Annotated in this window: 25 protein-coding genes, 1 tRNA gene and 1 other RNA gene; 18 read left to right on the top strand and 9 right to left on the bottom strand. The window is 72.0% G+C overall.

The genetic code is table 11. The features are described 5' to 3' along the window. Positions 1 to 32 precede the first annotated feature (32 nt). Complete coding sequence (gene secA, locus ACN27C_RS02405) at positions 33 to 2,942, top strand: preprotein translocase subunit SecA (RefSeq protein ID WP_422750336.1); 2,910 nt, start codon at positions 33 to 35, stop codon at positions 2,940 to 2,942. Between the two features lie 449 nt (positions 2,943 to 3,391). Here the strand turns inward: secA and ACN27C_RS02400 are convergent, their stop codons facing one another. Together ACN27C_RS02400 and ACN27C_RS02395 are read right to left on the bottom strand one after the other, a co-directional pair. Continuing rightward, positions 3,392 to 3,970: an Rv3235 family protein gene (locus tag ACN27C_RS02400; RefSeq protein WP_120571504.1), complete on the bottom strand. Its 579-nt coding sequence runs from the start codon at positions 3,968 to 3,970 to the stop codon at positions 3,392 to 3,394. A gap of 95 nt (positions 3,971 to 4,065) precedes the next feature. Next, positions 4,066 to 4,347 (bottom strand): helix-turn-helix domain-containing protein, encoded by a 282-nt coding sequence (locus ACN27C_RS02395; protein WP_422750335.1) that lies wholly within the window; start codon positions 4,345 to 4,347, stop codon positions 4,066 to 4,068. 141 nt (positions 4,348 to 4,488) lie between these two features. On the opposite strand from ACN27C_RS02395, the gene ACN27C_RS02390 reads away from it, so the two are divergent. Further along, entirely contained in the window at positions 4,489 to 4,998 is a 510-nt protein-coding gene (locus ACN27C_RS02390) for a DUF6912 family protein (protein WP_120571502.1), read from the top strand. 7 nt (positions 4,999 to 5,005) lie between these two features. On the opposite strand, the gene ACN27C_RS02385 is transcribed toward ACN27C_RS02390, so the two are convergent. Further along, on the bottom strand, positions 5,006 to 6,031 hold the full coding sequence (locus tag ACN27C_RS02385) for a hypothetical protein (protein WP_422750334.1): 1,026 nt from the start codon (positions 6,029 to 6,031) through the stop codon (positions 5,006 to 5,008). A 543-nt stretch (positions 6,032 to 6,574) separates the two neighbouring features. On the opposite strand from ACN27C_RS02385, the gene pruA reads away from it, so the two are divergent. The 9 genes from pruA (at position 6,575) to ACN27C_RS02340 (ending at position 14,497) form a co-directional block, all read left to right on the top strand. Further along, positions 6,575 to 8,203 (top strand): L-glutamate gamma-semialdehyde dehydrogenase, encoded by a 1,629-nt coding sequence (pruA, locus tag ACN27C_RS02380; protein ID WP_120573959.1) that lies wholly within the window; start codon positions 6,575 to 6,577, stop codon positions 8,201 to 8,203. A gap of 134 nt (positions 8,204 to 8,337) precedes the next feature. Further along, on the top strand, positions 8,338 to 8,853 hold the full coding sequence (locus ACN27C_RS02375) for a PadR family transcriptional regulator (protein ID WP_120571501.1): 516 nt from the start codon (positions 8,338 to 8,340) through the stop codon (positions 8,851 to 8,853). A 97-nt stretch (positions 8,854 to 8,950) separates the two neighbouring features. Next, the gene (prfB, locus tag ACN27C_RS02370; RefSeq protein ID WP_120571500.1) at positions 8,951 to 10,072 is read left to right on the top strand and encodes a peptide chain release factor 2; all 1,122 of its coding nucleotides are present in this window, start codon (positions 8,951 to 8,953) and stop codon (positions 10,070 to 10,072) included. 118 nt (positions 10,073 to 10,190) lie between these two features. Continuing rightward, positions 10,191 to 10,871 (top strand): cell division ATP-binding protein FtsE, encoded by a 681-nt coding sequence (ftsE, locus tag ACN27C_RS02365; RefSeq protein WP_013284225.1) that lies wholly within the window; start codon positions 10,191 to 10,193, stop codon positions 10,869 to 10,871. A gap of 65 nt (positions 10,872 to 10,936) precedes the next feature. Then, positions 10,937 to 11,812: a permease-like cell division protein FtsX gene (gene ftsX, locus ACN27C_RS02360; protein WP_091418746.1), complete on the top strand. Its 876-nt coding sequence runs from the start codon at positions 10,937 to 10,939 to the stop codon at positions 11,810 to 11,812. A 133-nt stretch (positions 11,813 to 11,945) separates the two neighbouring features. Continuing rightward, a complete protein-coding gene (gene smpB / locus ACN27C_RS02355; protein WP_030271124.1) occupies positions 11,946 to 12,425 on the top strand; it encodes an SsrA-binding protein SmpB in 480 nt (159 codons plus the stop codon). Between the two features lie 103 nt (positions 12,426 to 12,528). Continuing rightward, positions 12,529 to 12,904: a transfer-messenger RNA gene (gene ssrA, locus ACN27C_RS02350) on the top strand. Positions 12,905 to 13,084: 180 nt separating this feature from the next. Continuing rightward, on the top strand, positions 13,085 to 13,510 hold the full coding sequence (locus tag ACN27C_RS02345; RefSeq protein WP_357897891.1) for a hypothetical protein: 426 nt from the start codon (positions 13,085 to 13,087) through the stop codon (positions 13,508 to 13,510). Between the two features lie 42 nt (positions 13,511 to 13,552). Continuing rightward, positions 13,553 to 14,497: a hypothetical protein gene (locus tag ACN27C_RS02340; RefSeq protein ID WP_422750333.1), complete on the top strand. Its 945-nt coding sequence runs from the start codon at positions 13,553 to 13,555 to the stop codon at positions 14,495 to 14,497. A 3-nt stretch (positions 14,498 to 14,500) separates the two neighbouring features. Here ACN27C_RS02340 and mdlC read toward each other — a convergent pair whose 3' ends face one another. Continuing rightward, positions 14,501 to 16,093 carry a benzoylformate decarboxylase gene (mdlC, locus tag ACN27C_RS02335; protein WP_357897887.1) on the bottom strand — a complete coding sequence of 531 codons (1,593 nt, stop codon included), beginning with the start codon at positions 16,091 to 16,093 and terminating at the stop codon, positions 14,501 to 14,503. A 109-nt stretch (positions 16,094 to 16,202) separates the two neighbouring features. Next, positions 16,203 to 17,003, bottom strand: coding sequence for an S-methyl-5'-thioadenosine phosphorylase (locus tag ACN27C_RS02330; protein WP_422750332.1), 801 nt, complete (start codon positions 17,001 to 17,003; stop codon positions 16,203 to 16,205). A 149-nt stretch (positions 17,004 to 17,152) separates the two neighbouring features. On the opposite strand from ACN27C_RS02330, the gene ACN27C_RS02325 reads away from it, so the two are divergent. Then, positions 17,153 to 17,743, top strand: a complete 591-nt coding sequence (locus ACN27C_RS02325; RefSeq protein ID WP_091418814.1) for a YqgE/AlgH family protein — start codon at positions 17,153 to 17,155, stop codon at positions 17,741 to 17,743. 90 nt (positions 17,744 to 17,833) lie between these two features. Next, positions 17,834 to 17,906 (top strand) — tRNA-Ala (locus tag ACN27C_RS02320). A gap of 112 nt (positions 17,907 to 18,018) precedes the next feature. On the opposite strand, the gene ACN27C_RS02315 is transcribed toward ACN27C_RS02320, so the two are convergent. After that, positions 18,019 to 18,633 carry a TetR family transcriptional regulator gene (locus tag ACN27C_RS02315; protein WP_422750331.1) on the bottom strand — a complete coding sequence of 205 codons (615 nt, stop codon included), beginning with the start codon at positions 18,631 to 18,633 and terminating at the stop codon, positions 18,019 to 18,021. Between the two features lie 75 nt (positions 18,634 to 18,708). Here ACN27C_RS02315 and ACN27C_RS02310 point away from each other — a divergent pair, with 75 nt between their 5' ends. Continuing rightward, positions 18,709 to 19,107: a VOC family protein gene (locus ACN27C_RS02310; protein WP_422750330.1), complete on the top strand. Its 399-nt coding sequence runs from the start codon at positions 18,709 to 18,711 to the stop codon at positions 19,105 to 19,107. A 21-nt stretch (positions 19,108 to 19,128) separates the two neighbouring features. On the opposite strand, the gene ACN27C_RS02305 is transcribed toward ACN27C_RS02310, so the two are convergent. After that, entirely contained in the window at positions 19,129 to 19,614 is a 486-nt protein-coding gene (locus tag ACN27C_RS02305; RefSeq protein ID WP_422750329.1) for a DUF1772 domain-containing protein, read from the bottom strand. A 72-nt stretch (positions 19,615 to 19,686) separates the two neighbouring features. Between ACN27C_RS02305 and ACN27C_RS02300 the strand changes: the two genes are divergently transcribed. Together ACN27C_RS02300 and ACN27C_RS02295 are read left to right on the top strand one after the other, a co-directional pair. Then, complete coding sequence (locus ACN27C_RS02300; RefSeq protein ID WP_422750328.1) at positions 19,687 to 20,631, top strand: AraC family transcriptional regulator; 945 nt, start codon at positions 19,687 to 19,689, stop codon at positions 20,629 to 20,631. Beyond that, positions 20,628 to 20,969, top strand: a complete 342-nt coding sequence (locus ACN27C_RS02295) for a VOC family protein (RefSeq protein ID WP_120571493.1) — start codon at positions 20,628 to 20,630, stop codon at positions 20,967 to 20,969. The genes ACN27C_RS02300 and ACN27C_RS02295 overlap by 4 nt, the downstream gene beginning before the upstream one ends. A gap of 43 nt (positions 20,970 to 21,012) precedes the next feature. Here the strand turns inward: ACN27C_RS02295 and ACN27C_RS02290 are convergent, their stop codons facing one another. Beyond that, a complete protein-coding gene (locus tag ACN27C_RS02290; RefSeq protein ID WP_422750327.1) occupies positions 21,013 to 23,508 on the bottom strand; it encodes a DUF4153 domain-containing protein in 2,496 nt (831 codons plus the stop codon). A 155-nt stretch (positions 23,509 to 23,663) separates the two neighbouring features. Here ACN27C_RS02290 and ACN27C_RS02285 point away from each other — a divergent pair, with 155 nt between their 5' ends. Next, positions 23,664 to 24,560, top strand: a complete 897-nt coding sequence (locus tag ACN27C_RS02285) for a lytic polysaccharide monooxygenase auxiliary activity family 9 protein (protein ID WP_421499815.1) — start codon at positions 23,664 to 23,666, stop codon at positions 24,558 to 24,560. Between the two features lies 1 nt (position 24,561). Here the strand turns inward: ACN27C_RS02285 and mgrA are convergent, their stop codons facing one another. Beyond that, positions 24,562 to 25,551: an L-glyceraldehyde 3-phosphate reductase gene (gene mgrA, locus ACN27C_RS02280; RefSeq protein ID WP_121682959.1), complete on the bottom strand. Its 990-nt coding sequence runs from the start codon at positions 25,549 to 25,551 to the stop codon at positions 24,562 to 24,564. Positions 25,552 to 25,608: 57 nt separating this feature from the next. On the opposite strand from mgrA, the gene ACN27C_RS02275 reads away from it, so the two are divergent. Then, positions 25,609 to 26,577 (top strand): aldo/keto reductase, encoded by a 969-nt coding sequence (locus ACN27C_RS02275; RefSeq protein WP_422750326.1) that lies wholly within the window; start codon positions 25,609 to 25,611, stop codon positions 26,575 to 26,577. Positions 26,578 to 26,601: the final 24 nt, after the last annotated feature.

The following is a 26,601-nucleotide window of genomic DNA, read 5'->3' as shown; positions in this document are numbered from 1 at the left end:
TGGTTCGAGACCGTCTAGGGGAGCGTTGATCCGTGTCGATTCTGGAAAAGTTCCTTCGCGCCGGCGAGGGCCGCATGGTGCGTCGGCTGAAGGCCATCGCTGCCGCCGTCAACTCGATCGAGGACGACTACGTCAACCTCAGCGACGACGAGCTGCGCGGCATGACCGACCAGTTCAAGGAGCGGCTCGAGGATGGCGAGACCCTCGACGACCTGCTGCCCGAGGCGTTCGCGGTGTGCCGGGAAGCCGCCTCGCGGGTGCTCGGCCAGCGCCCCTACGACGTCCAGGTGATGGGTGGCGCGGCGCTGCACTTCGGCAACATCGCCGAGATGAAGACCGGTGAGGGCAAGACGCTCACCTCGGTCATGCCGGTCTACCTGAACGCGCTCGCCGGCAAGGGCGTGCACGTCATCACGGTGAACGACTACCTGGCCGAGCGCGACGCCGCCTGGATGGGCCGCGTCCACGAGTTCCTCGGCCTGCAGGTCGGCGTGGTGCTGCCCAACCGGCCCGCCACCGAGCACCGCGCGGCCTACGAGTGCGACATCACCTACGGCACCAACAACGAGTTCGGCTTCGACTACCTGCGCGACAACATGGCCTGGTCGAAGGATGAGCTGGTCCAGCGCGGCCACTTCTTCGCCGTGGTCGACGAGGTCGACTCGATCCTGATCGACGAGGCGCGTACCCCGCTGATCATCTCCGGTCCGGCCGAGCACTCCGCCCGGTGGTACCAGGAGTTCGCCACCGTGGTGGCCCGGCTCCAGCCCGGCACCGACGGCGAGGGCGACTACGAGGTCGACTACGCCAAGCGCACCATCGCGATCACCGAGCGCGGCGTGGCCAAGGTGGAGGACCGCCTGGGCATCGACAACCTCTACGAGTCGGTGAACACCCCGCTGGTCGGCTACCTGAACAACGCGATCAAGGCCAAGGAGCTCTACAAGCGCGACAAGGACTACATCGTCAACGACGGTGAGGTCCTGATCGTCGACGAGTTCACCGGCCGCATCCTGCACGGCCGCCGCTACAACGAGGGCATGCACCAGGCGATCGAGGCCAAGGAGGGGGTGGAGATCAAGCAGGAGAACCAGACCCTGGCCACCATCACCCTCCAGAACTACTTCCGCCTCTACGAGAAGCTCTCCGGCATGACCGGTACCGCCCAGACCGAGGCCGGCGAGTTCAACAAGGTCTACAAGGTCGGCGTCGTGACCATCCCGACGCACCGGCCGATGGTCCGGCTCGACCGGCCCGACGTCATCTACAAGACCGAGAAGGCCAAGTTCAACGCCGTCGTCGAGGACATCGCCGAGCGGCACGAGCAGGGCCAGCCGGTGCTGGTCGGCACCGTCTCGGTGGAGAACTCCGAGATCCTGTCGCACATGCTGCGCCGCCGCGGCATCCCGCACTCGGTGCTGAACGCGAAGTTCCACGCCAAGGAGGCGGAGATCGTCGCGCAGGCCGGGCGCAAGGGCGCGGTCACCGTCGCGACCAACATGGCCGGCCGCGGTACGGACATCCTGCTCGGCGGCAACCCCGAGTTCCTCGCCGCGAACGAGCTGCGCCAGCGCGGACTCGACCCGGTCGAGCAGCCGGAGGAGTACGCCAAGGCGATGGAGGAGATCCTCCCGACCTGGAAGCAGGCGTGCGACGTCGAGGCGGAGGAGGTCGCCGCCGCCGGTGGGCTCTACGTGCTGGGCACCGAGCGGCACGAGTCCCGCCGGATCGACAACCAGCTCCGCGGTCGCGCCGGCCGGCAGGGTGACCCGGGCGAGTCCCGCTTCTACCTGTCGCTCCAGGACGAGCTGATGAAGCGCTTCCGGGCCGGCGCGGTCGAGGCCGTGATGGACCGCTTCAACATCCCGGAGGACGTGCCCATCGAGTCGAAGATGGTCACCCGCCAGATCAGGAGCGCCCAGGCCCAGATCGAGGGCCAGAACGCCGAGATCCGCAAGAACGTCCTCAAGTACGACGAGGTGCTGAACAAGCAGCGCCAGGTGATCTACGCCGAGCGCCTCCGGGTGCTCAACGGCGAAGACCTGTCCGACCAGGTCCGCAACATGATCGACGACGTGGTGACCGCGTACGTGGTCGGCGCGACGAGCGACGGCTACGCCGAGGACTGGGACCTCGACCAGCTCTGGTCCAGCCTGAAGCAGCTCTACCCGGTCGGCATCACCGTCGAGGAGCTGGAGGAGGAGGTCGGTTCCCGCTCCGGCATCGACCAGGACTTCCTGCTCGCCCGCCTGAAGGAGGACGCGCACGCCGCGTACGACAGGCGTGAGGAGACCCTCGGCGAGGAGGCGGTGCGCCAGCTCGAGCGCATGGTCCTGCTCCAGGTGATCGACCGCAAGTGGCGCGAGCACCTCTACGAGATGGACTACCTCCAGGAGGGCATCAGCCTGCGGGCGTACGCCCAGCGCGACCCGGTCATCGAGTACCAGCGTGAGGGCTTCGACATGTTCGCCTCCATGATGGACGGCATCAAGGAGGAGACGGTCGGCTTCCTCTACAACCTGGAGGTCCAGGTCGAGGAGGCGGAGCCGGAGGCCGAAGAGGTGGCGCTGCTGGAGAAGCCGGTGGAGATCCGGGCCAAGGGTCTCAACCGCGCGCCGCAGCAGCAGGGCCTGCAATACTCCGCACCGTCGGTGGACGGCGAGGCCGGCCGGGGCACCCCGGTGATCGAGCGGCCCGAGCAGCAGGCCCCGGCGCTCGGCATCGGCCAGCAGTCCTCGGAGCGTCCGGCCGCCACCACGCCGCGCCGTACCCCGGGTGCGGCGGCCGGGGCGAGCGGCCAGGCGGTCGCCGCGAGCACCGCCCGGCGGGCCGCGCCGGGCCAGGTCGACGGCGGCGAGGGCCCGTCCCGTAACGCGCCCTGCCCGTGTGGCTCGGGCCGCAAGTACAAGCGCTGCCACGGCTCGCCCAACGGCGGCAACTGACCCCGAACGAGCGCCCCGACGGGCCCCGGCCTTCCGGCCGGGGCCCGTCCCCGTCCCGCCGCCCGTCCCCGCCCGCCCTCCCGCCCGTCCCCACCCGCCCTACCTGCCCCGCGATCTTGCAGTTTCGGCCCTCATCGTGCCCGCTTCATGCCGGTATCGGGGGACCGAAAGTGCAAGATCGGCGCCGTGGAGGCGCGGGCGTGGGCTGGAGATCCTCGTTGGGCTGGTTTTTGCGGCGAGCCTCCCGTTGAGCGAGATTGGCGTTCCGCTTGGTGGGAGCGGCAGAGATCTTGGTACCAAAGGGCCCCTATGAGGGCCGTTTGGTACCAAGATCCCCACCGGGAGTCGGGAGTCGGGAGTCGGGGAGTCCGTTGACTACTACGCCCGGTCACAGGTCGGCGCGGGGGGCCGCGGCGCGTCGAGGCAGGTCGGGGATGTGACGGCCGGGCTCAAAGGACGTCGAGGACCAGGCACAGCCAGGTGCCTCGGCGGCGTTCCAGGCGTATTGCGATCGCCCAGCTCGCGCCTGCGGCGCCGGCGAACACGGCGGTGGCCTCGACCGCGCCGGCGCGGGGCTCGCAGACCCGCAGGCGTCGCAGCAGCAGCGCCGGCCGGGCGGTACGGCGGCGGACCGGGGTCACCCGGCGGGCCGCGCGGGTCAGTTCGGCTGCCACCGGGCCGGCCGACTCGGGCAGGCAGAGCGGCCGGAGCTGACCTGGCGGCCGGAAGCCGTTGACGATCTCCAGGAAGGTGCGCACGAACCGGTGTGCCGCGCGCGCTCCCTCGGGTGTGGCGGAGGCGAGGGCTGACGGCTGCGCGCCGGACCAGCGGGGCCAGGCGGGTGCCGGGTCCGGGGCGCGGCCGGCGGGGCGTGCGGCGGCACGGCGGCGTGGGTCGGCCAGGTCGAGCGTGAGCTGGCCGACGGGAGTCCAGAGCGGTTCCTCGTCGGTGCAGGGCGGATCGAGGGGCGGGGCGGGCCGGAGACGCACCGGCGGGCGGGGTGCTCGGGGACGGCGGGTGTCGACCATCTCGAATCCTTGCGTTTGCCTTCGTTTGCCTCCGACAGGCTCTCATCTTTCCGGACTGAGGTGACCGTCGTCAATGGCGGGCGGTCCCCGGGCGGTCACTCCTCGTCGCGCTCGCCGAGTGGGTTGCCGCGTACCCACTCGGCGGTCTCGGCGTACTTGCGCTCGATGTATTCCTCCAGCCGGGCGCGCTCGACCCGCCACTGGCCCCGGCCGCCGATCTTGATCGCGGGCAGTTCGCCGCTGCGGACCATGTGGTAGACCTGCGAGTCCGAGACGTTCAGCTCGGCGGCGACGTCGGACAGCAGCAGGAACCTCGACTCCACGGTGACTCCCGGGGTTGGTTTCGTTTGCTTCAGTTTGCCATCACCTGGTGACATCGCCACGCGCCCGTTCGGGAGACACACCGGCGGGACACTTCACCCGCGCGGGTGCCGGGTGTATGACGGTCTCGGCGTACGGCATGATCGGCGCCCGGAGTCGGCGCCCGCCGACGATCGGCCTGAGTGTGGGAGTGACCCGTGACCGACGAGCTTGTCCGGGTGTACCTGCCGGCGACCGTCCCCATGCTCGCCCGGCTGCGCGAGGAGGGGCTGAGCGCCGAGGCGGCGCACGCCGTGACCCCGGAGCTGCGCGAGTGGTACGCCGAGGGCGACGAGGAGGAGCTGGAGTACGTGGCCTTCACCCGGGCCGCCCAGGACGCGCTGCTCCTGCTCCGCAACGACCCCACAGCGCCCCGGCGACGGGTGGTCGTCTCGGCCGACCTGCCGGCCCGCGCGGTCGGCCGGGTCGACGGCGAGCTGGGGTCGAGCGTGGTCCGGCCGGCTGGGCCGGTGCCGGTGAAGTCGATCGCCGCGTTGCACGTGGACGGCGCGGACGCGGTCGAGGACGTGGCCGCTGCCGTCGACGTGGTGGTGGAGGCCCAGGCCGGCGACCCGGACGCCCAGTTCACAGTCGACGGCGCCGAGGACCACGAACTGGAGTGGTACGACGTGACGGAGCTGGACCTGCTGCTGCGCGAGGCCGGCTGACGGTCGGTCAGGCCGCCGGCTCGTCCTCGTCGTCGTCCACCGGGCGCGGGCCGAGCGTGCGGCCGAAGACGATGAGCGTGGTCAGCGCGCCCACGAAGAGCACCCAGATCCCGTTGTCCACCCGTGAGGTGCCCAGCGCGGTCTGCGCCACCTCGTCGGCCTCGCTGAGCGCGGCGGCCAGGTCGAGCAGCCCGCGCCCGCCGATCCGGATGATCACCTCGGTGAGCAGCAGGAGCAGGCCCGCGCCCGCGCCGGCGACCAGGTACGCCGGCCAGCGCAGCGGCGACGCCGCGCCGTCGCGGCGCTCCGCCCGGCGGCGGGACCAGGTGAGATAGAGGTACGCGGCCAGGCCGGCGAGCAGCCCCGCGAGCAACGATTCGGTACGCGAGACCCACTTCGCTGCGTCGAGCATCGACTGCTGGGTCTCCCCGGCGCCGAACAGGTCGGACAGCGGGTCGCGGGCGCGGCTGAACAGCACCACGAAGATCTGCGCGGTGAGCGTCGCGAGGGTGATCGCCCCCACCACCCGGGCCTGGCGCGCGCCCGCCATCGCCCCGCCGATGATCGCTGCCGCCGCCGCGGTGCCGGCGATGGTGTTCGTGGTGGCGTTGTCCGCGTACGTCAGGTTGATCGCCACCGCGGTGACGAGCCCGACCAGGAGGCCGGTGCCGACGGCGGCCAGGAAGCGCAGCGTGGCGCGGCCCAGCCGGTTGGTCGCGAGCAGGGCGACAGTGGCGCCGGTGACCAGTGCCGCGGTGATGACGCCGGGCAGCGCGTACGCGGAGAGGCTGATCGCGGTGACGCCGGCCGCCGTCGAGTGGATCGCCTCGCGGGTGGACCAGAGCATGGCGGCCAGCCACCCGATGGAGAGCAGGGCGAGCACGAGCGCGCCCGGGGCGAACTCCGGCCGCCCGGTCGGGACGGCCTCGTCCGTGGCGGTGGCCTCGTCCGTGCTCGCCTCGCCGGCCGACGGCTCGACGGCCTCGGGCTGGTCCGTCTCCGCGGCCGTGGAGCTGCCGGGCTGGTTGCTCATCGTCTTCCCTTCGACGGTCGCCGGATCGCCCCCCGCCGGGCCGGGCAGGTCACCGGTCATCCAGCCTACGCGGCGCGCCGCCGCTCCTCGGGTGGGCCGTGTGCCGCCTGGGCCTTGATCGACTGCGGTTCGCCGATGTGGTGGCATCCCCAGGGCTCGGACACCGCCGTCTCCCCGAGGCGGTGTGGATCAGTGGCCGATATCCGCGAGCCTGCGGTCCGGGGAGGTGGTGCCATCCGGACGCGCGGATACCCGCCACCTCCCTCAGGTGGCGTGGACCGACGCGCAGCGGCGTGCCGACGAATCGTCAACAGAAAAGGCTGTGGCCCGATGTTTCGTCGGGATCGGGCGGGTTGGGGCCGACGGTACGGAGACGGCCGGGCTGTCCGGTGTACCGGGGAGGCACGGTCCGCGGAGGCGTCTCGTGACAGAATCGGGCCAGGTCCCGCCGCCGCTGACCCCGCGGTGTCCGGCGTCCGGCCGCCGGCCGGCGCCCGCGGGTCCGGTTTCGCCGTCGCCGTCGAGATCGCCAGGAGCCTTGTGATGGACGCCGTGTTCTCCGTACCCGAGCCGATCAACGAGCCGGTACACACCTACGAGCCCGGCAGCGCCGACCGGGAACGGCTCCAGCGGCGGCTGGCCGAACTGGCCGCCGAGCGGATCGAGCTGCCGATGACGATCGCCGGCGAGCGCCGGATGGCCGGCGGCGCGTCGATCGACGTGGTGCAGCCGCACAAGCACGCGCACGTCCTCGGCGTGACCGGGCACGCCACCCACGACGACGCCCGCGCCGCCGTCCGGGCCGCCAAGGACGCCGCCCCGATGTGGCGGGCGCTGCCGTTCGAGGAGCGGGCCGCGATCTTCCTGCGCGCCGCCGACCTGCTCGCCGGCCCCTGGCGGGACACGCTCAACGCGGCCACCATGCTCGGCCAGTCCAAGACCGCCGTCCAGGCCGAGATCGACTCGGCGTGCGAGCTGATCGACTTCCTCCGGTTCAACGTGCACTTCGCCCGGCGGCTCCTCGCCGAGCAGCCGCTGTCCTCGCCCGGGGTCTGGAACCGCCTCGACCACCGGCCGCTGGAGGGGTTCGTCTACGCGATCACCCCGTTCAACTTCACCGCGATCGCCGGCAATCTGCCGTCCGCGCCGGCCATGCTCGGCAACACGGTGGTCTGGAAGCCGTCCCCGACGCAGCAGTTCGCGGCGCACTTCACCATGCGCCTGTTCGAGGCCGCCGGCCTGCCGCCCGGTGTGATCAACATGGTCACCGGGCGCGGTGAGGAGGTCTCCGAGGTGGTGCTGGCCGACCCGGACCTGGCCGGCATCCACTTCACCGGCTCGACCAAGGTGTTCCAGCACCTGTGGAAGACCGTCGGCGACAACATCGCCGGTTACCGGGGCTACCCCCGGCTGGTCGGCGAGACCGGCGGCAAGGACTTCGTGGTCGCGCACACCAGCGCCGACGTGGACGCGCTGCACACCGCGCTGATCCGGGGCGCCTACGAGTACCAGGGGCAGAAGTGCTCCGCCGCCTCGCGGGCGTACGTCCCGCGGTCCCTCTGGGAGGGTGGGCTGCGCGACCGGCTCGCCGCCACCGCCGACTCGCTGACCTACGGCGACGTGACCGACTTCAGCAACTTCGGCGGCGCGGTGATCGACGACAAGGCGTTCGGCCGGCACACCGCCGCGCTGGAGCTGATCAAGGGCGACGACTCCTGCCGCATCCTGGCCGGGGGCACCGCCGACGACTCGGTCGGCTACTTCGTCCGGCCGACGCTGTTCGAGTGCTCCGACGCCGCGCACGAGACGTTCACCACCGAGTACTTCGGGCCGATCCTCGGCGTGCACGTCTTCGACGACGCCCGCTTCGACGAGGTGGTCGCCCAGGCCGAGTCGATCGCGCCGTACGCGCTGACCGGGTCGATCTTCGCGACCGACCGCCGGGTGGTCGACCAGGTGGCGGAGAAGATGCGGTACGCCGCCGGCAACTTCTACATCAACGACAAGCCGACCGGCGCGGTGGTCGGGCAGCAGCCGTTCGGCGGTGCCCGGGCCAGCGGCACCAACGACAAGGCGGGCTCCTGGCACAACCTGGTCCGCTGGATGTCGCCCCGGACGATCAAGGAGACGTTCGTTCCGCCGACCGATCACGCCTATCCGCACATGGGCTGAGACGCTTTGAGAGGGCCCGTCCCGGCCGGGGCGGGCCCTCTTCCTCATCCGACAGTGCACATCGGACCCGTCATCGGGTGCCGAAATGAGCAAATCCTGGACGCCAGAGCCGACAAAGTGGCAGCTTAGAGGGCATGGCGGAATCCGGAGTCAACCCGACGGCAGCAGCTCTGCTCGGTCTGCTGCACGACGGCCCGATGACTGGCGGCCAGTTGATGGCCGCCGCTGAGCGCCGGCTGGCGCCGTACTGGTCGATGACCCGCAGTCAGGTCTACCGGGAGCTGCCGGTCCTGGCCGAGAAGGGTCTGGTGCGACTCGGCAAGCCCGGGCCGCGGATGAGCCAGCCGTACGCGCTGACGGCGGCCGGGAAACGGACATTCTCCCGCTGGCTGGCGGAGAATCCCGGCAAGGACACCATCCGTAACCCGATAGCGCTACGGATCGCGTTCGGTGACCTGCACTCGTCGAGCCAGCTCAAGAACCTGTACGCCACGGCGAACGAGTACCACACCGAGGCGCTGGCGGCGGTGCGGGAGCAGGTCAAGAACGCCAAGAAGGAAGGCGACAGCTACGACGCCAGCGCGCTGGAGTTCGCCGTCGCCTACCACAAGGCGGCGCTTTCCTGGCTGAAGAGCGCGCCCGTCGGCTGACCACCTGCGTCGACCAGGACAGGCAGCGCCGACTTTTCGCGCGTGACTGCGGGGCTCGCAAGCTCACTCCTCGCACGCGCCGGTAGTCTTGTCTGTCGTGACCGCTGCCGATTACGCCGAACAGCTCAAGGAACTCGACGCCACGCTGCGCAACATCGAGGCTGTGCTCGACCTCGACAAGCTGCGCGAGCAGAAGGCCCGGCTGGAGCAGGAGGCCTCCGCGCCCGACCTCTGGGACGACCAGGCCAAGGCGCAGCAGGTGACGTCGCAGCTGTCGTACGTCAACGGCGAGATCTCCAAGCTCGGTGACCTGCGCTCCCGGCTCGACGACGCCGGGGTGCTGCTGGAGCTGGCCCAGGCGGAGGACGACCCGGGCGTGCTGACCGAGGTCGAGTCGGAGATCACCGGGCTGACCAAGGCCATCCAGGAGATGGAGGTCCGCACGCTGCTCTCCGGTGAGTACGACTCCCGGGAGGCGCTGGTGGCGATCCGGGCCGGCGCCGGTGGTGTGGACGCCGCGGACTTCGCCGAGATGCTGCTGCGGATGTACCTGCGCTGGGCCGAGCGGCACGGCTACCCGACCGAGGTCTACGAGACCTCGTACGCCGAGGAGGCGGGCCTGAAGTCGGCCACCTTCACGGTGAAGGTGCCCTACGCCTACGGCACGCTGAGCGTGGAGTCCGGCACGCACCGGCTGGTGCGGATCAGCCCGTTCGACAACCAGGGCCGCCGGCAGACCAGCTTCGCCGGCGTCGAGGTGCTGCCGGTCACCGAGCAGACCGACCACATCGACATCCCGGAGAACGAGGTCCGGGTGGACGTCTACCGGTCGTCCGGGCCGGGCGGGCAGAGCGTCAACACCACCGACTCGGCGGTGCGGCTGACCCACATCCCCACCGGCATCGTGGTCACCTGCCAGAACGAGAAGTCCCAGCTGCAGAACAAGGCCTCCGCGATGCGGGTGCTCCAGGCCCGCCTGCTGGAGCGCAAGCGGCAGGAGGAGGAGGAGAAGCTGGCCGGCCTCAAGACCGGCGGCACCAGCTCCTGGGGCGACCAGATGCGCTCGTACGTCCTGCACCCGTATCAGATGGTGAAGGATCTGCGTACGGAACAGGAGACGGGCAATCCGTCCTCGGTCTTCGACGGCGACCTGGACAGCTTCATCGAGGCGGGAATTCGCTGGCGGAAGCAGCAGCAGCTCAGCGCTGACGGTGCGTGATCACGGTCGGACTGAGCGCGTCATCGATCTCGGTCTGACCGGGTAAATCGACGACGCGCACCGCTTCGGCGGGGCTGGGGGCTTGGCTCTGCGGTTACACCGCGTAGACTACCGACCCGTGATTCAGCTTGAGCAAGTGACGAAGACGTACCCGAAGGCGTCCCGGCCTTCGCTCGACAACGTGTCCGTCTCGATCGAGAAGGGCGAGTTCGTCTTCTTCATCGGTCCATCCGGCTCCGGCAAGTCCACCATCATCAAGTTGCTGCTGCACGAGGTCACGCCCAACAAGGGCCGGGTCGTCGTCAACGGCAAGGACGTCACGTCGATGCGTTCCTGGAAGCGACCCCACTTCCGGCGTTCCATCGGCTGCGTCTTCCAGGACTTCCGGTTGCTGCCGAACCGCACCGCGTACGAGAACGTGGCGTTCGCGCTGGAGGTGATCGGCAAGACGAAGGCGGTCGCCCGCCGGGTCGTGCCGGAGGTGCTGGAGCTGGTCGGTCTCGGCGGCAAGGAGCACCGCTACCCGCACGAGCTCTCCGGTGGTGAGCAGCAGCGTGTCGCGGTGGCCCGGGCGTTCGTCAACCGGCCGCTGATCCTGCTGGCCGACGAGCCCACCGGAAACCTGGACCCGGACACCTCGATCGAGATCATGCGCCTGCTGGACCGGATCAACCGCACCGGTACGACCGTCGTGATGGTCACGCACGACTCCAACATCGTGAACCAGATGCGGCGCCGGGTCATCGAGATCGAGAGCGGCCGCATCGTGCGCGACCAGGCCCGCGGCGTCTACGGCTGAGCCGGACGACGTTCCGTAGACCCTGACGACGAAACCTCACGCCGGAGAGCCGGAGGAATATCCCGATGCGGATGAAGTACGTCCTGTCCGAAGTACTGGTCGGGCTGTGGCGCAACGTCACCATGACCATCGCCATGATCATCACAATGGCGGTGTCGCTGTTCATGCTGGGCGGCAGCGGCCTTCTCTACCAGAAGGTCGGCGACATGAAGGACCTCTACTACGAGAACGTCGAGGTCTCGATCTTCCTGAAGACCGATGCCACCAAGGAACAGGTCGACGCGCTGGGCCAGCAGCTCGGCCAGGACCCGCTGGTCAAGGACTCGACGTACGTCAACAAGGAGCAGGCGTACGAGCGCTTCCAGCAGATGTACGCCGACGCCCCGGACCTGGTCAGCGCCGTCAAGCCGGACCAGCTTCCCGAGTCGTACCGGGTCAAGCTGAACGACCCGGAGCAGTACAAGGCGATCTACGACAAGTACAAGGCCACCGAGGGCATCGACACGATCGTCGACCAGAGCAAGCTGCTCGACAAGGTCTTCGGCGTGCTGAGCGGCTTCCAGAACGGAGCGCTCGCGATCGCCACCGTGATGGCCATCGCCGCCCTGCTGCTCGTCGCGAACACCATCCAGGTCGCCGCGTACAGCAAGCGGCGTGAGGTGGCGGTCATGAAGCTGGTCGGCGCGTCGAACTGGTTCATCCAGGCGCCGTTCGTGCTGGAGGCGGTGGTGGCCGGTCTGTTCGGCTCCATCCTCGGCCTGCTCGCGTTGATCGGGGTGAAGGTGGTGGCGGCCGGCAGCTCGATGGCCGCCCTGGAGGGCCTGATCACCCCGATCTCCTGGTCCGAGATCTTCCTGACCTTCCCGCTGATGGCCGCCGTCGGTGGCGTGGTCAGCGCGGTCACCGCCTGGGTCACGCTCCGGTTCTACCTGCGGGTCTAGTCGCCCGTACGGCTCTGCCAAGGGCCCTCCCGCGCCGGAATAAACGGCGCGGGAGGGCCCTTGTGGTTCCGGTAGCATGATCTCCGCTCGCCGGCCGGTGGCCGGTGAGTCGATCAGGAAGGGGGTGGCGCCGATGCCACGGGAGAAGGGTCGCAAGGTGGTCGCCTCCAACAAGAAGGCACGCCACGACTACGCCATCCTCGACACGTACGAGGCGGGCATGGCGCTGACCGGCACCGAGGTCAAGTCCCTGCGGGCCGGGCGGGCGTCGCTCGTGGACGCGTTCGCCCAGGAGCGCGACGGCGAGATCTACCTGCACGCCATGCACATCCCGGAGTACGCGCAGGGCACCTGGACCAACCACGAGCCCCGGCGTACCCGCAAGCTGCTGCTCAACCGGCTGGAGATCGACCGGCTGCTGGGCAAGCTCAAGGAGAGCGGCCTGACGCTGGTGCCGTTGCAGGTCTACTTCTCCGACGGCTGGGCCAAGGTGGAGATCGGCCTGGCCCGGGGTAAGAAGTCGTACGACAAGCGCCAGGACCTCGCCAAGCGGGACGCCGACCGGGAGATCGCCCGGGCGGTGGGCCGGCGCGGCAAGGGCATGGGTGAGTGATACGTCCGGTTCGTCCGGCAGTCCGCGTCGAGCGGGCCTCGGGATGAATCCGGTTGCGCCAGGCGTTAGGCTTGGTGTGCTGCCGACAGGGGCAGCGCTACGAGGGGGTGACTGGTTTCGACTTCGTACGCAGCGACAGGGGAAGCGAGCCGAGGAAGCCGACGTCGTCTCGAGAATCGGTCGTCGGAAACCAATAAGCGCCAAGAACAATCGCGCTGACTTCGCTCTCGCCGCCTGAGGCGAGTAGCAAGTCTGTCGGCCTGGGAGCGCCTTCGACCCAGTCTGCCGGCATCAGCTAGAAGGCTGGCCAACCGGACCCGGTCGCGGGGTCCGTGCGGCGAGATCAATCAGCGACTGGGCCCGTCACACCAACTTGCTCGCGTGAGCGGTGGGGCCGAGTAGAGGCATAGCGAGCTGCGCTCGGAGAAGCCCTGACAAACCGGCGAAGGACCCGGGTTCGATTCCCGGCACCTCCACCACACGACCTGTGCGCCTCGGTCCACCCGGACCGGGGCGCACAGTCGTCTCTGGGGTTGTTGAGACCGGCTGGGGCCTCTGTTGCAGACGGGGCAGATGAGGCGGCGCCGACCGCTGGACAGGCCCTCGAACCGGGTCCACCATCGCCATACGGGTTCGCACCCAGCAGCGGGAGGTGTCCCATGGTCACCAGTCCGATCCAGCAGCCGACCGCCGTGCTCCCGAGCGCCGCCGGTGACCTGCGCGCCCTCGGGCGGGCGCCGGCCACCGGGCCGCGCTGGCGGGAGCGACTTCTCACCGATCTGGACCCCGTCCGGCGGGGTTTCACCGAACACGTCCGCGTCACCGAGGGAGCGGGCGGCCACTACGCCGACCTGGTGCGCGCCGCGCCCCGGCTGGACCGGGGCGTACGCCTGCTGGTCGGCGAGCACGCCGCGATCAGCGCGGCGCTCGCGGCGCTCCAGCACGCCGTACACCTGCCCGGGGTGTCCGCCGCGGAGGTGCGGGCCCGCACCCGCGACCTGTTGCGCGCGCTCGACCGGCACCGCCGGCTTGGCGCCGACCTGCTCTGGGAGGCCTACCAGGCCGACCTCGGCGGCGAGGACTGAGCCCGGGGGGAACCGGCCGGGACCGGCCCGCGTCCAACCGGCATGCGTCGCGTGCTCGCCCTGCTCGGTATCCCGTTGCTGGCCCTCTCCGCCTGCGCCACGCCAGCCGCCGATCCGGGGGTGGCGCCGCCCACCGGCCCGGACCAGCGGCCCGCGTTCACCGAACGGGCCGAGGAGGTCGCCGCGGGCTGGCGTCCCGGGCCGGGCTGGCGCGACGGGTACGTGCCGCTCCAGGACGCCACTGTGCTCACCGGCGACCCGGGCTTCACCGAGGAGACGAAGACGGCGTTCGGCGCCGGCTGGTACCGGGACCAGATCCCGATCCCGGCCGCCGTGCCGAAGGACGGCACGATCCGGTTCCCCGACGGCACGCTGCGCGTGCCGCTGGTCAGCGCAGCCGACGCGTACGCCCAGCTCCGCCAGGGTGACCCGCCGCCCTGCGACGGGCGACCGGCCGCACCGGATCCGGCACCCACCGGCCGACCCGGCCCGAACGACCCGGTGTCGACCTCGGCGCCGACCCCGTGCGTGGCGCTCACCGTGACCGAGGTACGGCTGGGCAGCGCGCCGGTGTGGACCAGCCGGGGCCGCGCCGAGGTGCCTGCCTGGCTGTTCACGGTGGACGAGTTGGCCGTGCCCGTGGCGCGGATCGCTGTCGCGCCGCGCGTGACCGGCCGGGTCCCCGGCGGTGCGGTGCCCGGTGAGCCGCTGCCGAACGGTCTGGTGTCCGCGCAGCAGCTGCGTGCGGTCGAGGGCAACCGCGTCGACTACCTGCTCGGCGTCGGCGCCTGCGACGGCCCGCCCACGCCGCTGGTGCTGGAACGGCCGGACGTCGTGGTGATCGGTGGCGCGGTGGTCTCGCCGACCGGCCCCTGCACCGCCCAGCTCGTGCTGAAGCCGGTGAGCGTCACGCTCGACGCGCCGCTCGGCGGCCGGGCCGTGCTGGACGCCGCGAGCGGCGCCCCGCTGACCGTCCGGCCCGGCTGAGGCTCACAGGATCCGCGGCACGTCGGTGCTGATCGGCACCGGCAGCACGGTCGGCCGGTCCGCCGCGAGCGCGGTGGTCAGCGCCGCACCGAGCCCGTCCAGCGTGGTCACCTCACCGGCGCAGCCGTAGCCGTGCGCCACCGCCGTCACGTCCAGCCCGGGCAGGTCCAGCGCGGGCACGCCCGGAGTGTGTTTCAGCTCGGCGAACGCCTTCAGGATCGCGTACTGCTGATTCACCGGGACCACGACGGCGAGCGGCAGCCGCAGCCGCGCCGCCGTCCACAACGCCTGGACCGAGTAGTGGAACGAGCCGTCCCCGACGACCGCGACCACCGGGCGGCCGCGCCCGGTGTCGCGCTCCGCGAGCGCCATGCCGACCGCCGCCGGCAGCCCGAAGCCGAGACCGCCGCTGGCCATCGTCAGGTACGAGCGCGGCCGCTCGATCGGCAGCCGGCGGCGCAGCGCGGCCAGGTTGGACGGCGACTCCTGCACCAGCACCCCGTCCGCCGGCCACGCGTCCGCCAGCGCGGCGAACAACGCGTCGGCGCTCGGCGGATCGGCCGGTTCGGGCGGGGCCGGCTGCGGGCGCGGTGACGGCGCCGCCCGGCCGGTCGCCGGCAGCAGTTCCCGCAGCGCGGCCATGGTCAGCCCGGCGTCGCCGAGCAGACTCTCCCCGACCGGGGCGCGCGCCGCCTCGTCCGGGTCGTCGGTGACGTGCAGCAGGCGCGCGTCGCCGGGCAGGTAGTCACCCGGCACGTGCGGGTAGTACCGGAACACCGGCGCACCCACCACCAGCACCACGTCGTGGCCGCGCAGCGCCTCCGACAGCGGCCCGATCGCGTACGGCAGCACGCCCCGGAAGTGCGGGTGCCGCTCGGGGAACACGGCCCGCTCCGGCGCCGGGGCGGCCCAGACCGGGGCGGCCAGGTGCTCGGCCAGCGCGACCGCGTCCGGCCAGGCGTCCGACCGGTCCACCGCCGCGCCGAGCACCAGCGCCGGGGCGCGGGCGGCGGCCAGCGCCTCGGCGAAGGTCCGCAGCCGGTCCGGGTCCGGCGCGATCCGGGTGGCGACGGTACGCACCTGCGGCGGCGGGTCGGCCGGACGGTCCCAGTCGTCCATCGGCAGGGAGAGGAAGACCGGCCCGGCCGGTGGCTGCACCGCCGAGGCGTACGCCCGCATGAAGGCCGCCGGGATGTCCTGCGCGCGGGCCGGCTCGTGGGCCCACTTGACGTACGGCTGGGCCAGCTCGACCGCCCGGGGGCTGGCCAGGCGCGGCTCGATCAGCAGCATCTCGCGGGTCTGCTGACCGGCGCTGACGATCAGCGGCGTCCGGTTGTGCCAGGCGGTGACCAGGTTGCCCATGCCGTTGCCGGTGCCCGGCGCGGTGTGCAGGTTGACGTGCGCGGGCCGGCCGGTGCCCTGGGCGTAGCCGTCGGCCATGGCGACCGCCGACGCCTCCTGGAGCGCGTGCACGTAGTGGAAGTCGGCCGGGAAATCCTGGAGGAACGGCTCCTCGGTCGAGCCCGGGTTGCCGAAGACAGTGGTCAGGCCGAGCGCGCGCAGCAGGTCGTAGGTCGCCTCCCGCACCGTCGCCATCGCCGGCTGCCTCCGTTCCGCACGCGGATGCCGGAGCCGGCCCGGTGCCCAGTCTCCCGACCAGCCGAATCTATCGGGCCGAAGGCGACTTTTCGGGCGCTTCCCAGGCTCAGGGCAGCGGGAACGGCAGCTTGATCCCGTCCAGCGCGCTTCCGCACTCGCACTTCCGCTCGGCGGGCAGCGCGGCGACGGCCTCCAGCAGCAGTCCGCGCAGCCGGTCGGTGTTCTCCGCGAAGACCCGGAACACCTCCTCGTGGGTGACCGACTCGCCCGCCTCGACGCCCGCGTCCAGGTCCGTGACCAGCGCGATGGACGTGTAGCAGAGCGCCAGCTCGCGGGCCAGCACCGCCTCCGGGTGACCGGTCATGTTGACGATCGTGCCGCCCATCGAGGCGAACCAGCGCGACTCCGCCCGGGTCGAGAAGCGCGGACCCTCGACCACGACGACGGTCCCGCCGTCCACCGCCGGCACGCCGCGCCCGGCCGCCGTGTCCAGCAGCGTGCGCCGCCCGGCCGGGCAGTACGGGTCGGCGAACGACACGTGCACCGCGCCCCGGTCGTAGTAGGTCTGCGCGCGCCCGCTGGTGCGGTCGATCAACTGGTCCGGCACCACGAACGTCCCCGGGCCCAGCTCCGGCCGCAGGCCGCCGACCGCGCAGGGCGCCAGCACCTGGCGTACGCCCAGCGACCGCAGCGCCCACAGGTTCGCCCGGTACGGGATCAGGTGCGGCGGGTACCGGTGATCGCGCCCGTGCCGGGGCAGGAACGCCACCCGGCGGCCGCTCACCTCGGCGACGGTGATCGGGCCCGAAGGCTCGCCGTACGGGGTGTCCACCACGTGCTCCACGCCGTCGAGCAGGGCGTAGAGACCCGACCCGCCGATCACCGCCAGTTCGGCCTGCGCCGCCATCCGGCCCTCCCTCGATCCGTCGTGATCACCCGCCCGTCAGACCTTAACCAGTGGGCCGGGCGCAGGCTATGGTGCGTGACATGGCGTTGACAGGGTGGACGGTCGACGGCCTCGGGCCCGTACGGGCGCACGGCTGACGGGTGTCGGACATGCAGAGTGAGGGGCAGGCGATCGGTGGCCGAGCCATGGAGTCGATGACCGGACGACTGCTGGTCGCGACACCAGGGCTCAAGGATCCGAACTTCGACCGTACGGTCGTGCTGCTCGTCGCCCACGAACCCGGCGGCGCCCTCGGGGTGGTGCTGAACCGGGCCACCGAGGTCTCCGTGGCCGACGTGCTCGGCGACTGGAGCGACCTGGCCCGCGACCCGGCCGTGCTGTTCGAGGGCGGCCCGGTGCAGCCCGACTCGGCCATCTGCCTGGCACGCATGCGGCACCCCGTCCGGCCGGTCAAGGGCTTCCACCGCGTCTCCGGCGCGGTCGGCACGATCGACCTCTCCGTCGACCCGGAGAAGCTGCGCGAGGCCGTCGGCGGGATCCGGGTCTTCGCCGGTTACTCCGGCTGGGGCGCCGGGCAGGTGGAGCGCGAGATCGAGGAGGGCTCCTGGTTCGTGTTCGACGCCCTGCCCGGTGACGCCTTCGTCGACCGGCCGGATGATCTCTGGCCGATGGTGCTGCGCCGGCAGGGCGGCATGATGGCCGCGGTGGCCCACTTCCCGCCGGATGTGGCGCTGAACTGACCCCCTCGGTGGGGGACCCCCGCGAGATGACCATGCCGGGGGGCGTGTGTATAGTTCTCTCCGTGCCCGGGCGACCGGGTGCGACCGCAAGGGGCCGTGGCGCAGCTGGTAGCGCACCACACTGGCAGTGTGGGGGTCAGGGGTTCGAGTCCCCTCGGCTCCACCCATGCGAGAACGCCCTGGTAGGGACATGATCCCGTACCAGGGCGTTTGTCGTATCCGTGGTGGCGGGCGGCAAGCGCCTTCGTGATCACCTTCGACGGCCGCAGCACCAGCTAACCGTGCCGGACGGGTGCGGTGCGCGGCCCGCGGAGACCCTGAAGCAGGCGCAGCAGATCGGGCCACGTCTCGACCAGTGCGGCGTCCCGGTCCGGGGCCTCGGCGATCCGTAGCACTGCCTCGTTCATCGCGCCGGAGAGCAAGGTGGCAGTTGCCTCGGGCGAGTTGACCTCAAGGTGCCCGGCTGCTGCCAGCGTGGCCACCGCCTCGGCCAGGTGGTGCCCGGAAGCGGCCGCGTCCTGGCTGCGCCACGTGCGCCAACCCATCACCGCGGGCGCGTCGACCAGCAGGATCCGCCGGTGTGTGTCGTCGACACTGGCGGTGAGGAACGCCCGGCAGCCGGCGACCAGGCCGTCCCATGGATCGGCGACCGCCTCGGCGGCGCTTGCGACCGCAGCGGCGACCCGCTGTTGCGCGGCGGCTGCGACGGCTTCGAACAGGTGCTGCTTGCTGCGGTAGTGATGGTAGACCGCACCCCTGGTGACCTGGGCCGCGGCGGCCACTTCCTCCAGGCGGACGGCGGTGTAGCCGCGTTCGGCGAACAGGGCGGTAGCGACGTCCCGGATGCGCCGGCCGGTGATCTCGCTCTGCTCCTTGGTGGCTCGCGCCATGCCGCACCTTCCTTTTACATGCGCCGTGTATGTATATTCCTCTTACCTGCACAGTGTATGTAAAGGGAGTTCGCCATGGCACTCGCCAGCTCGTACCCGGTCCTCATGACGACCGACGTGACCTCGGCCGCGGCCTTCTACCGCGAGCACTTCGGGTTCCAACCGACGTTCGAGACGGAGTGGTACGTGAGCCTGCGCCGCGACAACTGGGAACTGGCGGTGCTGGACAGCAGCCACGAGACCATCCCGGCGGCCTACCGCGGGCCGGTCGCCGGCGGGATGCTGCTCAACCTGGAGGTGGAAGACGTCGACGCCGAGTGGGAGCGCCTGCGGCACCTGGAGGTCGTGCTTCCCGTCCGGACCGAAGAGTTCGGACAGCGGCACTTCATCGTCGCCGGCCCGGACGGTGTCCTGATCGACGTCATCACCAACGTGGAACCTGCGGAGGAGTACGCGGACAGGTTCATCTCCTAGCATCTCGCAGGCGAACGGCGCTCACGCGGCGCGGCCGGTGAGCACCAACGCCCAGCACAGCGCGCCGAACCCGGCCGTGCTCGCCAGCGTCCGGACCACGTTCCAGGTGACCCAGGTGGATTCGAAGCGGTCCCGCGCCGCAGCGGGATCCGCCGTGCCGGCCGCAGCGAGCGCGTCGTTCAGCGGCACGTTCACCGCCACGGTGACGACGAACATCACCAGGTACAGGGCGAGCCCGGCGGCGATCCACGGCAGCGTCGGCCGGGCCGCCCCGCGCCACGCCAGCACCGCCGCGAACGCGGCCAGCACCGGCGTACCCAGGAAGGCCAGCAGGAACCAGCCGTTGACGATGGTGACGTTGATGCGCTGCATGGCGTCCACGAACGTGCGGTCGTCCGCGCCGCGCAGCGCCGGCATCACGGCGTACGCGAACGCGGCGAACAGGCCCGCCATCAGACCGGCCCCGACTGTGGCGCCGACCAGCGTCAGTTGTTGTACGAGTCGCATGTCCTCATCGAACCCGCCGCGCGGTGAGACGGCCCATGGCCAGGACGCGCGATCCTGTGTTCAATCGTCTCCGTGGACGCCGTTTCCGGTCTGCTCGACGGCCCCCGGGCGCGGGGCGCCTTCCTGCTGCGTTCGATCCTCACCCCGCCCTGGTCGATGCTGATCCGGGACGAGGCGCCGCTGACGCTCGTCGCCGTGGTGCGGGGGGACGGCTGGATCGTGCCCGAGGAGGGCGAGGCCGCGCGGCTGACCGGCGGTGACGTGGCGATCGTGCGCGGGCCGGCCCCGTACACGGTGGCGGACGACCCGGCCACGGCGCCGCAGGTGGTCGTGCACCCGGGCCAGCGCTGCACCACGCCGGACGGGCGCGAACTGTTCGCGATGACGCGCTGGGGCGTACGCACCTGGGGCAACGGGCCGGACGGCCGGACCGTGCTGCTCACCGGCACGTACCCGGTGCGGGGGACTGTCGGGAAGCGTTTGCTGGACGCGCTGCCGCCGCTCGCTGTGGTGCGGCGCGAGTCCTGGGACACGCCGCTGGTGCCGCTGCTGGCCGCCGAGATCGTCAAGGACGACCCCGGCCAGGAGGCGGTGCTCGACCGCCTGCTCGACCTGCTGCTCATCGCCGCGCTGCGGGAGTGGTTCGCCCGGCCGGGTGCCGCCGCACCCGCCTGGTACCGGGCGTACGCCGATCCGGTGGTCGGCCGCGCGCTGCGGATGCTGCACCACGACCCGGCCCGGCCGTGGACTGTGGCGTCGCTCGCCGCCGAGGTGGGGATGTCCCGGGCGGCGCTGGCCCGACGCTTTACCGCGCTGGTCGGCGAGCCGCCCGTGGCGTACCTGACGGGCTGGCGGCTGGCGCTCGCGGCCGACCTGCTCCGCGAGCCCGGCGCCACAGTCGGCGCGGTGGCCCGCCGGGTCGGCTACGGCAGCTCGTTCGCCCTGAGCACGGCGTTCAAACGCCGGTACGGCGTGAGCCCGCGCGGGCACGTCGACCCGGATAGATTGGCCGGATGACTGTCGACCTGTTCGCCGGCGTCCCTGTCCGCGACCTCGCGGTGGCGACGGACTGGTACGAGCGGCTGTTCGGCGCCCCGCCGCAGTTCCGGCCGAACGACAGCGAGGCGGTGTGGGAGCTGGCCGAACATCGCTACCTCTACGTCGACGTGCGGCCCGAGCACGCCGGTCACGCCATGCAGACGGTCTTCGTCGACGACCTCGACACCCGCGTCGCGGCGATCGCCGCCCGTGGTCTGACACCGGCCGCGCGGGAGACCTACGACAACGGCGTCCGCAAAGTGATCTTCCACGACCCGGACGGCAACGAGATCGGCTTCGGCGGCGGCCCGGCCTGACGGTCCGGCCGGGCCGCGTGGATTCGCGGCCCGGCCGGTGGCGTCAGCGGGGACGCCGCGTCTTCGGCAGGTCGAACTGGTCGGCCCGGCGGCAGTCCTTCGGGCCACCGACCGCCTGGGGGCCGACCTCCTCCAGGGCCTTTCGGGCGCGCTGGCGGCCCAGGTTCCAGGCGTACCAGGGGTCGGGTTCGGCGAGGTCGTCGGCGATCCAGCTCAGCGTGCACCGGCGTACCGGGTCGGGGAGCTTGGCGAGCGCCGGGGTGGCGTCGGCGGACAGCGCCCGCAGGTACCACGCGTCGATCTTGCCGGTCTGCTCGTACCGCAGCGTGTTGCGGCGGGCGACGTAGTCCTCCGGGTTGAGCACGGCCAGGCCCAGCAGCATTGCCACCGCCAGCGCGAGCGTGGTGCCGGGAATCCACCGGCCCTTCCACCGGACACCGGCCGCGATGATCATCAGGAAGACCGTGCCGAGCAGCATCTCGAACGCCATCACGAAGATCCGCTCGCCGGTGAAGCTGTAGACCTTCTGGTACGTCCACATCCGGGACAGCGCCGACGCCACGATCACCACGCTCAGCGCGCTGATCAGCCCGAGCAGCACGCGTAGCAGGATCCGCTCGGCCGGCCGCTCCCGGCGGGCCCAGCGGCTCACCCCGCCGAGCACCGCCACCGTCAGCAGCGTGACGAACATCAGCTGCCAGAAGCCGCTGCGCGCGTACTCGGCGTAACTGAGCCCGGCGACCCGCTGCACGTGCCGCTGGCCGCCGAAGAGCGTGGTGAACTGCACCACCACGAACCCGGCGAACAGCAGCGCGAGCGCGCCGATGGCCGGCGCCCACTCCAGCAGGCCGAGGCGGCGCTCACCGGCGCGATCCACGGTGGACAGATCCGGCGGCGCGGCGAGCGTGTAGAGCGCGGCGACAGCGATCAGACCGCCCACCACGGCCAGGAACAACCAGCCGAACACCGTGCCGAGGTTGATCTCGGGGACGAGCTGGCCGAGCGCCTCGGAGAACGCCGCGTCGGCCGACGCGAGCAGGCTGCCGAAGACCACGAGCACCACGACCGTGGCGACCACCGAGACGGTCACCTTGCGCACCGTCGCCTCCTGCGGCGAGGCGGTGATGTGCCGGCGTACCCAGGGCAGGCCGCGCAACGCCGCGAACGGCGTGGCCACCAGGCCGAACAGGATCGAGCGCACCAGCCGCCCGCCGATGATCGCGAGGGTGGCGCAGCCGAGCGCGCCGAGCACGCAGAACGTCACGAGCCACCAGGCGTTGCGGAACGCCGGCACGGCGATCAGGGCCAGGGCGGCCGCCGCCCACCCGGCCCGGATGAGCTTGTCGGCGCGCGGCAGGTCCGCGGTCTTCGACCGGACCGCCAGCAGCACCGCGAGCGTGAGCGTCAGCCACCCCAGGAACCAGCCCACGCCGACGCGGCCGAGCGGCACGAACACCGCGCTGCCGACCGCGGCGGCCAGCACCGCGAGCGGTACGGCCCGCCCGGTCGCCGCCTTCGGGCCGGGCCACTTCGCGCCGAGGAACGAGGTCCGCGGCACCTGAGGTCGCGGCGCCCACGTCGGCGCCTGCGGGTGCCCGCTCCACCCCATTCCGGGGTACGGCGGCGCGGGCACCGGCCCACCGCCGTGCGGAGGCGGCGTGCCCGGAGCGCGCTGAGTACCCGGCGCGGGCGGCGGCCCGGAGGCCGGCTGCGCGCCCGGCGCGGCCCATGCTCCGGAGGCAGGCGCCTGCGTGGCGCCGGACGGGCCGGTAACCGCTGGCGTGCCGGGGGAGCCGGCTGTCGGTGGCGTGCCCGGGGGAGCGGCAGATGTCCGCGAGGCTCCCGACGGGCCGGAAGTCGCGGAATCGGCCGCCCGCGGAGCACCGTCGCCGGGGCGCGCGCCGGTCCCGGCTCCACCGGAGTCGGCCGTGGCCGCGTCTGCCGGGCCGGCATCCGGAGTGGACGATGCGGCGTCGCCGGTGGCCGAGGACGTTGCGCCAGCCTGCTCCCGGCGAGTCGCCGGAACGGCGTCCGGCGGGGCGGCGACGGGCTCTCCGCCCGTCGGACGGTCGGCGACGGGCTTCCCAGCCTCGGCTGCTGCCGCCGGACCGCCGTCGACCGGTGTGGACCCGGCCGCGGCGGTCGGGCCGCTCGCGCCGGTGGAAGGGGCCGAGCCCTCAGCCGGTGTGGACAGTGCGGCGGTGGTGCCGCTCGCGCCGGTGGCCGGGGCGGCGCCCTCCGCCGGGGAGCGCTCGGCGGCGGGCGCCGTCGCCTGGGCGGGCACCCCCGCCGTCGGCTGGCCGGGCGCCGGGACCAGCGGGAGGAACAACGCGTATCCCTGGGTGCCGGGCGGCACGATGACCGGAATCGCCCAGCCGGGCTGCCCCTCGGCGCCCGGCCAGGGCACCGGCGTGGGAGCGCCCTCCATGGTGGGCAGCACCAGCAGGTACGGCTGTGCGGGGGCGGGGGCGTCACCCGGCGCGGGCCCGGCCGCCGGGGCGGCGCGGGACGGCTCGGGGGACGGGGCCGGTTCGGTCAAGGGACGCTCCTCGATCACAGGGTTTCGTCACTGTAGGGCCCCTCCGGCGTCCGTCGCCGCCCCGGTTGTCCGTTCGGTCATGTCCCCTGGGCCGATCGGCGCGGATCGAACCTTTCGCGGCTCGCGGCCGTACCAGTGCGCGGGAGGTCGATCACATGGCCGCACGTCGCGCGCTCGCCGCGCTCGCCGCCGTCGCTGCGACGGTGCCGCTGACCGCCGCGCCGGCCGCGGCGCACGGTGCGCCGACCAGCCCGCTGAGCCGGTCCGCCGCGTGCGGGCCGGAGGGCGGCCGGGCGCAGACGCCCGCCTGCCGGGCCGCGATCGCCGCCGGAGCGGCGGTACGCGAGTGGGACAACATCCGGGTGGCCCGGATCGACGGGCGGGACCGGGAACGCATCCCGGACGGGGAACTGTGCAGCGGCGGGCTGTCCGCGTACCGGGGACTGGACCTGCCGCGCGCCGACTGGCCCGCCACCACGCTCACGGCCGGGGCGCGGCACACGTTCCGCTACCGCACCACCATCCCGCACCGGGGCACGTTCCGGTACTACGTCACCACCGGCTCGTACTCGCCGAAGCGTGCGCTGACCTGGGCGGACCTGGAGAAGAAGCCGTTTCTCCAGGTCACCGACCCGCCGATCCGCGCGGGCGCGTACGAGATGCGGGGACGGCTCCCAGCCGGGCGTACGGGCCGGCACCTCGTCTACGTCATCTGGCAGAACTCGGACACCCAGGACACGTACTACTCCTGCTCGGACGTGGTCTTCCGGGCGGCACGCGGTGAGTCGGACGCGTCACCGGCAGCGCCGAAGGCGAGCGCGTCGCCTCCGCGTACCCTCGCCGTGCCGGCGGCCGACGACGAGCCGGCGGTGCCGGTCGCGACGGTGACCGACGGCGGACCGCTGTCCCGGCCGCTCGTGGTCGGCGCGGCGGCGCTCGTCGTCGCGCTGCTCGCGGCGGCGGTGGTCGGACTGCGGCGGACCGGCGGGCCGCCGCCCGGGCGGCCGTGCGGTGTCCGCAACCACCGCGCCGGGCGGCGCCGCATCTGGTGACTCAGCCGAGCAGGCCCTCGATCTCGGCCAGGTCGTTCCCGGCGAGGTCGAGGTTGTCCAGCGCGGCCACGTTGCCCTCCAGCTGCGCCACGCTGCTCGCGCCGATGATGAGGCTGGTCATGCGCGGGTCGCGCAGCGCCCAGGCCAGGGCGAGCTGGGCAAGCGTCTGCCCGCGCCGCTCGGCCACCGCGGCGAGCCCCCGGACCGTCGCCATCGTCTCGTCGTCCAGGTCGCTCTCGTTCAGGAAGACGCTCGTGCGCACCCGGGAGTCGGCCGGGATGCCCTTGAGGTAACGGTCGGTGAGCAGCCCTTGGGCGAGCGGGCTGTACGCGATGCAGCCGGCGCCGACGCGCTCCAGCGTGTCCAGCAGGCCGTCCTCCTCCGTCCAGCGGTTCATCATCGAGTACGACGGCTGGTTGATCAGCAGCGGCGTACCCAGGTCGCGCAGGATCTCGGCGGCCCGCTCGGTCTGCTCCGAGTCGTAGTTGGAGATGCCCACGTAGAGCGCCTTGCCGGAGCGGACGATCGCGTCGAGCGCGCCCATCGTCTCCTCCAGCGGGGTCTCCGGGTCGAACCGGTGCGAGTAGAAGATGTCGACGTAGTCCAGCCCGAGACGGCGCAGCGACTGGTCCAGCGACGAGATCAGGTACTTGCGCGAACCCCACTCGCCGTACGGGCCGGGCCACATCAGATAACCGGCCTTGCTGGAGATCACCAGCTCGTCCCGGTACGGCTTCAGGTCGGTGGCGAGCAGCCGGCCGAAGTTCTCCTCCGCCGAACCGGGCGGCGGACCGTAGTTGTTGGCCAGGTCGAAGTGGGTGATGCCGAGGTCGAAGGCGCGGCGGACGATGTCCCGCTGTCGCTCGAAGGGGCGGTCCGGTCCGAAGTTGTGCCACAGGCCGAGGGAGATGACAGGCAGCTTCAGCCCGCTCCGGCCGCTGCGCCGGTAGATCATCTCGTGGTAACGGTCGTCGCTGGCGAGGTATGTCACCAGGCCATTCTGTCCGCACCGGAGTGCGCACGCAGCGGCGCGGGTACGTTCGGCCTCATGCGTTACGTGCGGCTCGACACCCCCAAGCCCATTTCCAAGATCGGCCTCGGCACCTGGCAGTTCGGCTCCAAGGAGTGGGGCTACGGCCCGGAGTACGAGCGCCGGGCCGCCGAGATCGTCCGGCGGGCGCTCGACCTGGGCGTGACCCTGTTCGACACCGCCGAGCTGTACGGCTTCGGCCGCAGCGAGCGCATCCTCGGCGCCGCGCTGGGCGACGACCGCGCCAAGGTCGTGCTCGCCAGCAAGATCTTCCCGCTGCTGCCGGTCGCGCCGGTGGTGCAGCAGCGGGCGGTCGCCTCCGCCGCCCGGCTCGGCGTCGACGGCATCGACCTCTATCAGGTGCACCAGGCCAACCCGGTGGTCGCCGACACCACCACCATGCGCGGCATGCGCTCGTTGCAGGACGTCGGACTCGTCGGCGAGGTCGGCGTCAGCAACTACGGCCTGCGCCGGTGGCGGTTCGCCGAGGCCGCGCTGGGCCGCCGGGTGCTGAGCAACCAGGTCCGCTACAGCATGATCGACCGCGGCCCCGAGGAAGACCTCATCCCGTACGCGGAGCAGGCCGGCCGCATCGTCATCGCGTACTCGCCGCTGGCGCAGGGTTTCCTCTCCGGCCGCTACGACGCGACGAACCCGCCGGCCGGGGCGGTACGCCGGGCCAACCCGTACTTCCTGCCGGAGAACCTGGAACGCGGCACCCAGCTCATCGCCACGCTACGCGAGGTGGCCGACGCGCACGACGCCACGCCGAGCCAGATCGCGCTCGCGTACGTGCTGCGGCACCCGAACGTGGTGGCCATCCCGGGCGCCTCCGGGGTCGAGCAGATGGAACGCAACGCGGCCGCCGCCGAGATCGACCTCGCCGACGACGAGTACGCCGCGCTGGTCGCCGCCGCGCACGCGTTCCGCCCGGTCACCGGCCTGGCCGCCGTACCCCGGATGGTCCGCGCCCGCCTCGGTAGGTGAGTGGCGTTCCGGCGGCTTCCCTTG

Source organism: Micromonospora sp. WMMD1219, assembly GCF_049315215.1.
GTDB classification, from domain to species: domain Bacteria; phylum Actinomycetota; class Actinomycetes; order Mycobacteriales; family Micromonosporaceae; genus Micromonospora; species Micromonospora tulbaghiae.
The sequence above is the reverse complement of the archived record's forward strand: the minus strand, read 5'-3'. Positions and strand labels throughout refer to the sequence as shown.

Excerpts from the sequence above, each read along its gene's own strand:
- ACN27C_RS02400 (WP_120571504.1), bottom strand. The coding sequence starts at position 3,970 with ATGGTCGACACCCGCCGTCCCCGAGCACCCCGCCCGCCGGTGCGTCTC.
- ACN27C_RS02395 (WP_422750335.1), bottom strand. The coding sequence starts at position 4,347 with ATGTCACCAGGTGATGGCAAACTGAAGCAAACGAAACCAACCCCGGGA.
- ACN27C_RS02385 (WP_422750334.1), bottom strand. The coding sequence starts at position 6,031 with ATGAGCAACCAGCCCGGCAGCTCCACGGCCGCGGAGACGGACCAGCCC.
- pruA (WP_120573959.1), top strand. The coding sequence starts at position 6,575 with ATGGACGCCGTGTTCTCCGTACCCGAGCCGATCAACGAGCCGGTACAC.
- ACN27C_RS02375 (WP_120571501.1), top strand. The coding sequence starts at position 8,338 with ATGGCGGAATCCGGAGTCAACCCGACGGCAGCAGCTCTGCTCGGTCTG.
- ftsX (WP_091418746.1), top strand. The coding sequence starts at position 10,937 with ATGCGGATGAAGTACGTCCTGTCCGAAGTACTGGTCGGGCTGTGGCGC.
- smpB (WP_030271124.1), top strand. The coding sequence starts at position 11,946 with ATGCCACGGGAGAAGGGTCGCAAGGTGGTCGCCTCCAACAAGAAGGCA.
- ACN27C_RS02345 (WP_357897891.1), top strand. The coding sequence starts at position 13,085 with ATGGTCACCAGTCCGATCCAGCAGCCGACCGCCGTGCTCCCGAGCGCC.
- ACN27C_RS02340 (WP_422750333.1), top strand. The coding sequence starts at position 13,553 with ATGCGTCGCGTGCTCGCCCTGCTCGGTATCCCGTTGCTGGCCCTCTCC.
- mdlC (WP_357897887.1), bottom strand. The coding sequence starts at position 16,093 with ATGGCGACGGTGCGGGAGGCGACCTACGACCTGCTGCGCGCGCTCGGC.
- ACN27C_RS02330 (WP_422750332.1), bottom strand. The coding sequence starts at position 17,003 with ATGGCGGCGCAGGCCGAACTGGCGGTGATCGGCGGGTCGGGTCTCTAC.
- ACN27C_RS02325 (WP_091418814.1), top strand. The coding sequence starts at position 17,153 with ATGCAGAGTGAGGGGCAGGCGATCGGTGGCCGAGCCATGGAGTCGATG.
- ACN27C_RS02315 (WP_422750331.1), bottom strand. The coding sequence starts at position 18,633 with ATGGCGCGAGCCACCAAGGAGCAGAGCGAGATCACCGGCCGGCGCATC.
- ACN27C_RS02310 (WP_422750330.1), top strand. The coding sequence starts at position 18,709 with ATGGCACTCGCCAGCTCGTACCCGGTCCTCATGACGACCGACGTGACC.
- ACN27C_RS02305 (WP_422750329.1), bottom strand. The coding sequence starts at position 19,614 with ATGCGACTCGTACAACAACTGACGCTGGTCGGCGCCACAGTCGGGGCC.
- ACN27C_RS02295 (WP_120571493.1), top strand. The coding sequence starts at position 20,628 with ATGACTGTCGACCTGTTCGCCGGCGTCCCTGTCCGCGACCTCGCGGTG.
- ACN27C_RS02285 (WP_421499815.1), top strand. The coding sequence starts at position 23,664 with ATGGCCGCACGTCGCGCGCTCGCCGCGCTCGCCGCCGTCGCTGCGACG.
- ACN27C_RS02275 (WP_422750326.1), top strand. The coding sequence starts at position 25,609 with ATGCGTTACGTGCGGCTCGACACCCCCAAGCCCATTTCCAAGATCGGC.